9 protein-coding genes and 1 riboswitch are annotated in these 12,568 nt (G+C 33.6%); all 9 genes read right to left on the bottom strand.

Annotated features, from left to right (window positions below):
* Positions 1 to 65 precede the first annotated feature (65 nt).
* Positions 66 to 491: an OsmC family protein gene (locus tag LNP81_RS08255; protein WP_230034931.1), complete on the bottom strand. Its 426-nt coding sequence runs from the start codon at positions 489 to 491 to the stop codon at positions 66 to 68.
* Positions 492 to 509: 18 nt separating this feature from the next.
* Positions 510 to 1,067, bottom strand: coding sequence for a hypothetical protein (locus LNP81_RS08250; protein ID WP_230034930.1), 558 nt, complete (start codon positions 1,065 to 1,067; stop codon positions 510 to 512).
* A gap of 72 nt (positions 1,068 to 1,139) precedes the next feature.
* Positions 1,140 to 3,554 (bottom strand): bifunctional aspartate kinase/homoserine dehydrogenase I, encoded by a 2,415-nt coding sequence (gene thrA, locus LNP81_RS08245; RefSeq protein ID WP_230034929.1) that lies wholly within the window; start codon positions 3,552 to 3,554, stop codon positions 1,140 to 1,142.
* A gap of 1 nt (position 3,555) precedes the next feature.
* Positions 3,556 to 4,539 carry an alpha/beta fold hydrolase gene (locus LNP81_RS08240; RefSeq protein WP_230034928.1) on the bottom strand — a complete coding sequence of 328 codons (984 nt, stop codon included), beginning with the start codon at positions 4,537 to 4,539 and terminating at the stop codon, positions 3,556 to 3,558.
* Between the two features lie 77 nt (positions 4,540 to 4,616).
* A riboswitch (SAM riboswitch) is annotated at positions 4,617 to 4,725 on the bottom strand.
* 189 nt (positions 4,726 to 4,914) lie between these two features.
* Positions 4,915 to 5,115, bottom strand: coding sequence for a hypothetical protein (locus tag LNP81_RS08235; protein WP_230034927.1), 201 nt, complete (start codon positions 5,113 to 5,115; stop codon positions 4,915 to 4,917).
* Positions 5,116 to 5,730: 615 nt separating this feature from the next.
* On the bottom strand, positions 5,731 to 6,819 hold the full coding sequence (locus LNP81_RS08230; RefSeq protein WP_230034926.1) for a homoserine dehydrogenase family protein: 1,089 nt from the start codon (positions 6,817 to 6,819) through the stop codon (positions 5,731 to 5,733).
* Positions 6,820 to 7,023: 204 nt separating this feature from the next.
* Positions 7,024 to 8,328, bottom strand: a complete 1,305-nt coding sequence (locus LNP81_RS08225; RefSeq protein WP_230034925.1) for an O-acetylhomoserine aminocarboxypropyltransferase/cysteine synthase family protein — start codon at positions 8,326 to 8,328, stop codon at positions 7,024 to 7,026.
* A gap of 126 nt (positions 8,329 to 8,454) precedes the next feature.
* A complete protein-coding gene (locus tag LNP81_RS08220; protein WP_230034924.1) occupies positions 8,455 to 8,649 on the bottom strand; it encodes a hypothetical protein in 195 nt (64 codons plus the stop codon).
* Between the two features lie 584 nt (positions 8,650 to 9,233).
* Positions 9,234 to 12,080, bottom strand: coding sequence for a TonB-dependent receptor plug domain-containing protein (locus tag LNP81_RS08215; RefSeq protein WP_230034922.1), 2,847 nt, complete (start codon positions 12,078 to 12,080; stop codon positions 9,234 to 9,236).
* Positions 12,081 to 12,568 lie beyond the last annotated feature (488 nt).

The raw sequence follows: 12,568 nt of genomic DNA, 5'->3' as shown, positions 1-12,568 counted from the left end.
GCAAATATTTATTACTTATCAAGCCAAAAGAATTATCTCATTTTCTAATTGACTCATTTTCTAATTTATAATGCTTCGTCGTTTAGGACAACTTTATAGTTTATTGTAGCTGTAGGTTCAACCGTTTTGGCTACTGAACAATATTTCTCGAAAGAAAGCTGTGCTGCTTTTTTTGCTTTTTCCGGATTGATATCTCCTTCTAAATAAAAAACCACATTGATTTCTTTAAATGGTGTTGCTTCTCCAACTTTTACGCGTTCTCCTTCTACCTCAGCATTAAATGCTTTTATTTCCTGACGTTGTTTCTTTAATATCGAAATCATATCAATAGCGCTGCATCCTGCAACACCCATCAATACCAATTCCATTGGACTTGCACCTAAATCGCTTCCGCCAAATTCGGCTCTGCTATCAACATCAACTACATGACCACGCTCATTTTTAAGTTTAAAATGAAACGCGTCGTTTACTCTGTTTAAGGTTACTTTCATGTTTTTTGTTTTCCTAAGTTATTTGTCTTTTTTGTCTAATTTCCCCCAATATTCTAAAACCTGCTTTTTAGATTCTGCATCTAAAGATTTAAAATTAGAAGAAAATTTATCTGTTTTAAAATCATCAGAAACACTTGATTCGATCGTGTAAAACTGATCTTTTTGCGAAAAAATTAAATGAACTGATTGCTGTTTAAAATCAGCGTCATAAAGTCCGTAAATAAAAAGCGCATCAACACTCTTGTCTTTATTGTAATCTCCAAAAGCTTTTCTGCTTCCCCAGGCCGAAATAATTCCGCTATGGTTTACTTCAAAAATAGATTTTACGATCCATTTATCATTGACTTTTGTAAACCGCTGAAAATACATTTTATCAGGATTGGCATTTTTTTCAATTTTCGAAAAAATAAATACGTTATCCTCATTTCCAACAGCACTCACTTCATCTATCTGAATTGCCCTAACTCCTTTATACGGAAAAACTTCCTGTGTATAACTGTCTTTATTTCTAATGACATTTGAAATCTGAGCAGTCAAAATGTTCGAAAACAATAATAAAATCAGAACTTTTTTCATTCTTTAAATGTTTATTAATCGGCTTTTAAAAAATCTACACTCTATCCCGAAGCCTCGCGGGACTAAAATTAATTATCCTTTATCTGATAATCTCAAAATATCTCCAAAAACTCCTCTTGCCGTTACCGCAGAACCTGCACCGGCTCCCTGAATTACAATTGGGCGATCTCCGTAAGATTCTGTATAGATTTCGAAGAAAGAATCAGATCCTTTTAATCCGCCTAAAGCAGTGTCTGAAGGAACAGAAACTAATTTTACTTCCAAAATTCCTTTATCATTTTGTAAATCTCCAGACAATTCACCAATGTATCTTAATACATGATTTGGCTTTTGATCGGCTTTTATTTTCTCATAAATCGGGTCGAATTCTTTTAGTTTTGTTAAGAAATCTGATACGTTTCCGTCACGTAAATGTTCCGGAATCAAATTCTGAATCGAGATTTCTTCGAACTCATTTTGTAAATCTAATTCTCTTGCCAAGATCAATAATTTTCTTCCCACATCATTTCCGCATAAATCCTCACGCGGGTCTGGTTCTGTATATCCGTTATCGATTGCTTCTTGCAGAATCTCACTAAACGGAGCGTCTTTTGCAGAGAAATTATTGAATAAATAACTTAATGTTCCCGAGAAAACACCTTTTATTTTTGTGATATTTTCACCCGAAAGGTGCAATAATTTTATCGTATCAATTAATGGTAAACCGGCACCAACATTGGTTTCATACAAATAATTCTTTTGATTTTCTGTCAAAGATTTTCTCAGTTCTTTATAAAAACCATAGCTTAATGTATTGGCCACTTTATTAGATGAAATCAAGTCGAAACTACTCTCAATCAACGAAATATAATTTTCTACAAAAGAAGCACTTGCTGTATTATCAATCGCAATTAAGTTTTCTAAATGGTGTTGGTTCGCGTAAGCAATTACATCATTGATGGTATATTCAAGACCGTCTTTTGCAATATCATTTTTCCAGTTTGAAGTTACTCCATTTTTGTTTAAAAGTAATTTCTTCGAATTGGCAATTGCAAAAACGTTCAACTTGATGTCTTTACGTTTTTCGATTGCAGCAGCCGATTCTAAAATCTGATTGATTAAAGTTCCGCCAACTAATCCGTGACCGAAAATGGCAATGTTGATTTTCTTTGAAACTCCAAAAATCTCTCCGTGAATTACATTTAACGCTTTATTAAGTTCTGATTTTTTAACCACCAAACTCACGTTTTTACCCGTAACGGTGTTGTTGAACAAAATTGGAACTATTTTATTTTTGATTAAAGCGGTGTAAGGCTTATGAAAAGTGCTCAAATCCTGACCAATAATCGAAATAACCGAAACATTATCTGTTACCGTAATTTGGTTTACATCTTTAGAATAAAAATCATTTTCAAACTCTTTTTCTAATTCGATCATGGCCGTTGTTGCTTTATCTGTAGCCACAACCAAGCCAATTCCTCTTTCTGAAGAACCTTGAGAAATGATACTTACACTAATATTGTGATCGCCCATTACTTTGAAAATTCTGGCATCAACGCCAGATTTTCCTAATAATCCGCGTCCTTCAAGATTTACCAATGATAAATTCTCTAAAACCGAAAGTGTTTTGATTCCTTCTTTAGCTGAATCTGAAGTAATTAATGTTCCTCGATTTTCGTGATTGAAAGTATTTAAAATACGAAGCGGGATATTTTTTTCTAATAATGGAATTATTGTTTTAGCATGCAAAATTGTTGCGCCAAAATTCGCTAATTCGTTCGCTTCGTTAAACGAAAGAAATTCGATTTTTTTAGCATCAGCAACCAAATCAGGATTTGCTGTATAAATTCCGTCAACGTGCGTGAAGTTTTGTAATTCTTCGGCATTCAAATAATTTGCGATTAATGATGCTGTATAATTACTACCGTTTCTGCCTAAAGTTGTTGTATCGTTGTTGTTGTTTGAACCAATGAAACCCGTTACGATATTTACCGTTGAACCATTGTGTTCTTTGAAATAATTGACAACATTTTTCTTAGAAAGTTGTTCCAATGGTTGTGCATCACCAAATTTCGAATCAGTTTTTAGCAATTCTCTCGAATCGACAAAGTTTGCCGGAATTCCTTTTTCTTTTAAAATCGCTGTCAACAATTTAGCCGAAAGCAATTCGCCTTTGGATAAAATCTGATCTTTTATTTTATTGCTGTAATCACCAATTAAGCTAACGCCTTCAAAAAGTTTTTCTAAAATAGTAAACTCTTCAGACAAATCGACCTGAGGATAATCTGAAACCTGGTAGGTTTTAAAATTTTCAAATAATGGTTTGTAATTGCCGTTTTTGGAAGCAAGTTTTAAAATATATTCTAATTCATCTGTAGCATTTCCGCGGGCAGAAACTACAACTGCAATTTGTTCTCCTTGATTTACTTTATCAGAAATGATTGAAACTACCTTGTTAAGTCCTTCTCCGTTTGATAACGATTTGCCTCCAAATTTTAATATTTTCATTTTATTTTTCTATTGTTTCTGCCTTAAAAATATCGGCAAGTAAATGATCTAATTGTTTGTACTCGATTAAAAAAGCGTCATGTCCGTGAACCGAATCTATTTCGCTGTAAAAAACATTGTCTTTGAACTTCTTTAATTCCTGAAAAGTTTCGCGATTTTCTTTTGGTGTAAAAAACAAATCAGAGTTGATTCCGATAATATGAATCGCTGCATTTGTTCTGGACATTAAAGTTTCAAAATCTTCGCTGTTTCTGGTAATATCTATGGTTTTGAGCAATTGGTTCATCAGTTTATACGCTGACAATTGGTATCTCTTTTGTAATTTTTCGCCGTGATGCGCCAACCAGCTTTCGATATTAAAAATCGCAAGCTCGTTGTTGATCGTACGTTGAAATTTTTCTTTAAATGATTCAGGAGATCTGTAACACAACATAGCATGTATTCTGGCATCTTCGATAGGTCTCGAAGAATTGTTCAGTATTTGCTCTTGTAAATAACAATTAGCAATCATCCAGTCGGTCGATTTCCAGTCGGTGGCAATCGGGATTAAGCTTTGAGTTATATTAGGTTCTAATGCAAGGATCTCCCAGGCAATTCCTCCGCCAACAGAACCTCCAATAATGGTGTGCAATTGGGCGATATTTAATGCCTCCAGACCTTTTATAAAAATTCTGGCAATATCTCTTGTGGTGAAATCCTGATAGTTTTCTATTACAAACGAATCGTTTCCGTTTCCGGGAACGTCGAATGCTAATACGGTATATTTAAGGGTATCAATTGTTTTTTCGTCGCCAATTAAGTCATTCCACCAGCCATTTTCGCCAGTAACCTGAGCATTTCCGGTCAAAGCATGATTGACCAAAACTATAGGCGCGCTATGCAATGGTAAACCAGAAAGCGTAAAGCTCAATGGCAATAATGGATATGATGCACCACTTTCTGTGATGAAATCTTGAATTATAATGGGACTTAGTATATTTTCCAATTTCAAATCTTTTTATTATTGATTTGTATGTGGAAATATTAGAAAGAAAGTACTAGAGTGAAACTAGAAAATTCTTGTTGTTATCTTTCCACGTTTGGGCGTGGTAGAATGCAGCACCTTCTTCGATTTAACGAAGGGTTGCTAAGGATTCATCGGGTCTAATCCCTCGTCCTTTCTTTATAACATTTTCAATACGTGTTTGAACTTAAAGGTGCAAATTAACTACTTATTTCTTAAACTAACAAATTTTATCGAAACTGATTGCTTAATTTCTTAAACATAATTCAACCAAAAACTATTGTACGCAAAAAATTACCGAACAATTTGCCCAGTAAAATTAAGCAGGTATTCCCCTATTTTATGATACTTTTTGATTTAGATAAAAAGTGTTTCATTTTCTTTTGAATACATCAAAAACAATAATGAATTTGGTTCTTTTTTTTCTGCTATTTTATCAGCCTCCGTGATTCCAAATCTTGGGTGTACCAATTCATTTGCTGGCGGCGGATTGTTTCTTTTAGCTCTTAAGTTTTTCAAAGTAGAAAATGTTCTTGTTATGTAGTTTAATTTGCTCATGATATTTAAGTTTATGTTAGTTTGCGTTTTATAATCTTTATTATTTGTTTAATTTTTTGTTATGGCAACCAAATGGAATAAAAAAACCCTTTTGGATCACAATACCAAAAGGGTTTAAGTTTTATACAACTTATATATACTTTTAGTATCAACAGACGCGTACACAAATACGTGCGACGTTAAACATCTTGTTCATCTGTAGGGATTTATTCATCTTGGATTTACTTGCTATTTTAAAAAATTCTTGCATTTGTTTTATTTTAATAAGCTTCCCGGAAACTGCCGAAATATTTTACTTTTATCTTCTTTTTTTAAATCAATTAAGAAATAAAGTTGTTTCAACTTTTGTCCCGATCGACATAACTATTTTCAGAATATTAAGTTTATTTTTCTGGTAATTTTGAGGTATTACAAATGTGCGAATATTTTTTCAATTATGCAAGTGAGGATCAGCAAATTAATCCTAAAAAACGTTAAAAAACATCATTTTAACGTTAAAAAACATCTTACAAATTTAAGATTTAAAAATATAAGCGTTAAAACCTACAAAAAAATACGTAATGAACTTTCCTGTTTCATTATATCAAAGAACAACTAACTACTATTCGAAACCACTTACAGCCAAACTGCTTCTTTATTTTTAATTTTCTCGGCTACTTTTAAAATGTCAGTTATTATCCCTCTTGAAATGGCCTGCTTACATGCCGAAGCGCTTTGAATTGCTATTGGAACATCTGCATACGATTGTGTGTAGATTTCGAAAATGGTATCTGACCCTTTTAGCTGACCTATGGCTGACCAAACTGGTTCTGAAACTAATTTGACTTCCAGGGTATTTTTCTGCAAATCAAATTCGCCTACATATCTCAGTACATGATTGTCTGCCTGGGTTATTTTGGCAATTTTAAATGATTTGTCGATGGCATCTTTATTAAGAATTCCGTTTTTCTGCAGATGTTCTTCTGTGATAAGCGAATTGATTTTTATATCAGAGAAATCAAAATCCTTCCCAATTTCCCTCGTCAGAATCAATAGTTTCCTTGCGGTATCATTTCCCGATAAATCTTCTTTAAAAGTAGATCTCATTAATCCGAGTAAACTGGCATCTTTTAAAAGAGATGAAAAAGTAGCTTCTTCATTCGCAAAACGATTAAAGACATAACTGAGATTATCAGAGAAAACACCTCGTATCTTGGTAATTTTTTCTCCCGAATAATACAAATCTCTCAAGGTTTGCAATACCGGAAAACCCGTATCTACAGATGTTTCATACAAAAATTCTTTGTCGTATTTTTTAAGATTTGCCCTGATTTCTTTATACAAATCAATGGGCAGTGTATTGGCTTTTTTATTTACCGCTACAATATTAAATCCGTTTTCGATCAAAGTATTGTAATGATGAATGAGCTCGTCGCTTGCTGTAGCATCAACGGCTATTAAGTTCTCAAATTCGTTTTCTTTGGCAAATTCAATAATATCCTGCACTTTAAACGGAACAGCCAATTCTAAGAAATTGGTTTCCCAGGCATATCCTACGCCTTCTTTCTCGAAAAAAGCAACTGTTGAATTGGTTATAATAGGAAAATGAAAATCGATGTTTTTACTTTCGAGAAAAAACTCCTGACTTTCGATAATCTGATTGATCAAAGTACTTCCTATATTTCCAATTCCAAAAAGGATGATATTTATTTTAAGCTTTGACATAATTTTAATTTTTTGGGGGTTAATTAAACCATATAAGTGATATAAGTAATTTTAAGAAAGAGCTGAAACTTAGCGCAACGCTTAATAGGAACTTATATCACTTATATGGTAAAAAACTTTTATATTGATAGTTTTTTATAAAAAATCACCTCTAGCAGAACTCACGCTACTAAAGGCAATTTTTCAAACAAAAAACAAAAAAACCTAATTTTTATTAATACTGTATTGCGATTGGGTAACGCTTGCGAAAGCGGCTTGCAAATCAGCTATTAAATCCTCGATATCTTCAATTCCGACAGAAAGTCGAACTAAATCTTTTGAAACTCCTGTTTCCAGTTGGTCTGCATCAGACAATTGCTGGTGCGTTGTACTTGCCGGGTGAATAATTAGTGATTTTGTATCACCAATATTGGCCAAAAGCGAGAACAACTTAGTCTGATCTACCACTTTTTTAGCGGCATCAAAACCACCTTTTAGTCCAAAAGTGATCACGCCACTTTGTCCTTTTGGTAAATATTGTTGGGCTAAATCATAATATTTATTGTTTTTAAGACCTGGATAATTTACCCAAACTACCTCATCTTGTTTTTCTAACCATGAGGCCAGAGCCAAAGCATTTTCGCTATGTTTCTGGATTCGGATTGGTAAAGTTTCTAATCCCTGAATAATCTGAAAAGCATTAAACGGACTTAAAGCTGCGCCAAAATCACGTAAACCTTCGATTCTTGCTTTTGCTATAAAAGCTGCATTTCCTAAAGCTTCATGATACACTAATCCGTGATATCCTGCAGAAGGTTCTGTAAATTCAGGGAATTTTCCGTTTGACCAGTCAAATTTTCCTGCATCTATAATAACACCTCCTAATGAAGTTCCGTTTCCTGAAATATATTTGGTTAAAGAGTGAATTACGATATCTGCGCCGTACTCAATTGGATTCAATAAATAAGGTGTAGCAACCGTATTGTCTACAATAAAAGGTACTTTAAAGTTTTTGGCTTCCGCCGAAATTCCTTTTAAGTCTAATACATCTAATTTTGGATTTCCTAAAGATTCTACAAAAAAGGCTCTTGTATTTTCTTTAGCTGCTTTTGTAAAATTTTCAGGTTTAGAAGGAGCTACAAAAGTGGTTGTAATGCCTAAACGAGGTAAAGTTACATTTAGCAAATTATAAGTTCCTCCGTATAAACTATTCGAAGCCACAATATGATCGCCCGCTTTTAGCAAGGTCAATAATGTTGTAGAAATTGCCGATGCTCCGGATGCAGTAACTACAGCTCCAATTCCGCCTTCGAGTGCCGCCAGTCGTTGTTCTAAAATATCGTTTGTTGGATTATTTAATCTTGTGTAAATAAATCCGGCTTCGGCAAGACCAAATAAATTGGCAGCGTGATCTGAATCGTTAAATACATATGATGATGTCTGATAAATAGGCACTGCTCTGGTTCCTGCATTTTTAGTAACATCGTGTCCTGCGTGTAGTGCGTTTGTTGCGAATTTTTGTGTGCTCATGATCTTAGTTTTTTAGGTATTGTTAATACTATATATTGTTATTGAAATTGATTTCTGATTGTAATCGTTATTTGAAATCACAATTAAAATTGATTTTTGAAATTGTTATTGATATTGAATTTATATTTATTGAATAAAAAAATCTTCTCCTTCTTCTTCAAGATTATACATTAGGAGCAGCAATGATTTTTGACTTCTTATTACCGCTTGTTCTGCATTTAGTCTTGAAACTTCTTTTGTTATGTCTTCGGATTTATTATTGTTTTTTTGAGAATCGTTTCTCAATAAATATTCTACTGCAATTGAGTTTAATGTTTTCATAATATAAAATTTAAAAGTGTTGAAATAAAAAAAAGCCCTTTAGGATGGCTACCAAAAGGGCTTATAGTTCTAACTATAACAAAGATTTCATCTTTTACTTTTGGCAACAGCGAATTGGGATGCACATTTGCATCATCTCACAACATATCATCATATTATTCGCTATTGTTTTCATTTTATTTTATTTAAATTAATTGCTTTTTTTAAACTCGACTAATTCGATAGAGTAAATATATAAACTATTTTTAGATCTACCAAATTAAAAATTGATAATTAACACATTTTTTTTCGAAGCCCTGTAAATAGTGGTGTTTCTCTTTATAGATTAGCCCACGGGTTTTACGGATTAAACGGGTTTACACAGATTCTTTTTATCCTCTTCTATTGTTTCAAAAATTTAGCCTCTCCCGATAGCTATCGGGATAAATGATTAAAAAATCTGAGTAAATATTTTTAATCTGTGGCATATTTTAGCTGAAGCAGATTGTATAAAAAGTTAAGTCACTGATTAAAGAATTAAAGCATTAAAAAAATCCGTGTAAACCTGCTCAAATCCGTAAAACCCGTGGGCCAATCTTATATTTTTAAAATTTAAAACTTAATCTGGCGAAACCAAATCTTCCGTTCAATCCAAATTGTGATACTGCTCTTGAATAAGCAAACTGATTTGCATTCGTCAAATCTGTACTTGGCGCAGGAGACAATGTTGGCGTTGTATTGGTAAATGCCGGAGTTGACGGATTATTTCTATCCGGATAAACATCTCCTATATTATTAAGACCAATTGTAAATCTGAATTTCTCATTGATTTGATATCCTAAAGATAAATCGGTAACAATTTTTGCGCTGTATTCCGGATGCTCATAAACTGAAGATGATCCGTCTAAATTTACATCTGTCGCACCCGGATCAGTCACTTTTCCGAAATAACTGTTTCTTAAATAAATATCCAGTTTTTTAATACTGAATGTTGTCATTAAATTCGCTTTCAATTTAGGAATCGCTTCTTCTAAATAAACTCTGCTTGATTCCGGGAAAAATGAATATACATAAGGATCTCCACCTGCATCGATAATAGACTGAGGAACATTTAATTTCCCTACTCTTTTGGTTGTATTATAACTTAAAGCAAAATCATTTCTGATGGTAAAATCCTGGATTACATCGTATTTTTGAGAAATCACCACATCTATACCTTTTGTTTCAGAATCGATTCCGTTGGTCCAGAACGAAGCTCTTTCCACTCCTTTTAAATCAAATGCTTGTTGAAACAATGTCAATGCATCTTTTTGTGTAGCAGATGTAGCTGCATTTATCTGAGCATCTGTTGGTCTTGAATATTGTCCAGTAAGCACCACTCTGTCATCGATTCTTGTAAAGTAGGCATCGGTTGCAATGGTAATATTGGCATCAGGAATTTTAAATGTAAATCCTGTACTAATACTTTTAGATTTTTCAGGTTTTAGACTTTCAACCCCAATGCTTTTTGCGGCCTGAGAATCATTTGTAAAATAACCTACCTGATAAGGTGCTCCATTTATAAACTGAGTAGAACTTGATTCAAAATATTTTTGTTGTAATGATGGCGCTCTAAAACCCGTTTGTCCTGAAATTCTCCAGTTGATATTATCATTTATTTTTAAAAGAGAAGCTAATTTAAAGATAACCGTGCTTCCAAAATCTGAGTAATTTTCATAACGAACAGCTCCGTTCAAAAGCCAGTTTTTAGTGGCATTCAATTCTAAATCAAGATAAGCAGCACCACTTTTTCTGTCTTTTTCTTTAGCATCAGATGGTTGAAACCCAGAGAATCCCTGTGCTCCTGCGCCACGCTTGTTACCAAAAAAGTCTGTTACTATTAAAGGTGAATTACTTGGCAAAATTCCAGGAACTATGTTTCCGTTTATATCATACAATCCATAAGAAGCTTCTTCTCCTGCTTTAATCTGATAGTTTTCATATCTGAACTCTCCACCAAAAGCAACATTCAATCCTTCTAAAACATCAAGCTTTTTACTGAAATCTAAATTGGTTGTGCTTTGCAAAAATGAAACTTTACCAGCATCAAAACTAGAAGGAGAATTTACTCCTAAAGTCGCATTGATGGTATTGTTTACATCGTATTGAAAAGAGTTTGAGCCCAGGTTGGTACTTAAATCAGTATCAAAACCCAATATATTGGTAGTGACTCCAAGTGCTGCCGAAGCATCTAATATAGACGATTCTATTTCCGGTAAAAATCCGTTTTCATACACTTGCGTGAAAGTACCGGAACCGTTTGGTAATCTGTTGAAAGCATAAGATTTACCGTTTCTATACGAAACTCCACCAAAAGAATACAAAGATGTAATATCAGACAGAGGATATTTGGTATTGTAATATAGTTGTCCTGAAGCCAGTTCTGACTGACCAACACTCATATTATAATCACTTCTTTCCTGACCTCTGTAAGCAAGTTCATTATTAGTAACATCAAAATTCAAAGCCGTTTGCATTTGAGCCAATGTTGTTGCAGAAGAAATTGCAGTTTGCTGTGCCGGTGTAAAGTAACTTACTTGTGGTGCATATTGCTGTAATGAGCTAATAATTTGCGCTGAATTTGAAGTATTGTTAATATTACTGAACAATGAATTGATAGCCACACCATTTTGAGCTGCTCTGTTTTCTACAGCATTATAAGCGTTAAAAATTCCATTATTTCTAATTCCTGCTCTGCTTGTTGCCTGTCTGGTTACAGCAGTTCCGGTAACATTCAGGAAACTTCCTTCTTTACCTAAAGAGGTTCCGTAGTTTAAATCTACTTGTACGGTTTGTCCGTCAGCTCCGCCTTTAAAATTATTAGATCCCGAAGATAAATTGGTACCATATTGAATACCTCCTGAGATAAAATCAGCATTCTTTTTCAGTACAATATTAATAACCCCAGCGATAGCATCTGAACCGTATTGAGCTGCTGCACCGTCACGTAAAACTTCGATTCTTTCGATAGCAAATGACGGAATTGCATTTAAATCTGTTCCAACAGATCCTCTTCCCGGAGATCCGTTTATGTTTACCAATGCGCTCGAATGCCTGCGTTTACCGTTTACTAATATCAAAACCTGATCAGGGCCTAAACCTCTTAATTGTGCCGGATCGACGTGATCTGTAGCATCTGCGGTAGAGGTCGCGTTACTGGTAAATGAAGGTGCAACGTAATTTAAGATCTGAGTTACGCTTGTTTGTGGAGAACCTTTTGTAATGTCTGAAATATTAAAAACATCTACAGGAACAGGGACATCGGTTTTTACACGATTTTTACTTCTGGATCCTACTATTGTTACTTCAGACAATTCATTATTTTTCAGGCTATCCTGTTCTTTTTTATTTTCCTGAGCATAAACACCTGAAAACGTGAGCAGACCTAAAGCGATTAGTACATTTTTCTTCATTGCTTTTAAGATTAATTTAGTGGTTTTGGCTTAAAAAGTATTTGCAGTTATTTTTTATCGGGACAAAAAAAAACCTCTGCTATCTGCAGAGGTTTCTATTTATATTTTTGAAAAAAAATTACAATAGCGTCTCTGCGGAGAACTCCGGCATCTTACAAGACATCATATTGCAAACTGTAAATTTCATTTTTTTTAATTTTCGTGAGGCAAATTTGCGAACTATTTTTTTATCAGCCAAACAAAAACTGAAATATTTTCTATTACCCTATCAAATTAGTATATTACTGTTAAATTTATGCCATAAAAAATAAAAAAAGTTGAACTTTAATTTGCAAATCAAAATGGTTTTGTACTTTTGCACCCGAATACGGAGGAAAAATTTGAACTGATTGCAACCTCTTCATAATGAAATGGTTCGTTATGAATGCCGAAAGATAAATTTCGGCATTAAAAAATGCTAAAGCAGACTATCTCCTTTAGCCCTTTTT

This window comes from Flavobacterium piscisymbiosum (assembly GCF_020905295.1).
In the GTDB taxonomy this organism is placed as follows: Bacteria; Bacteroidota; Bacteroidia; order Flavobacteriales; family Flavobacteriaceae; genus Flavobacterium; species Flavobacterium piscisymbiosum.
This window is presented reverse-complemented; position numbering and strand designations above follow the sequence as displayed.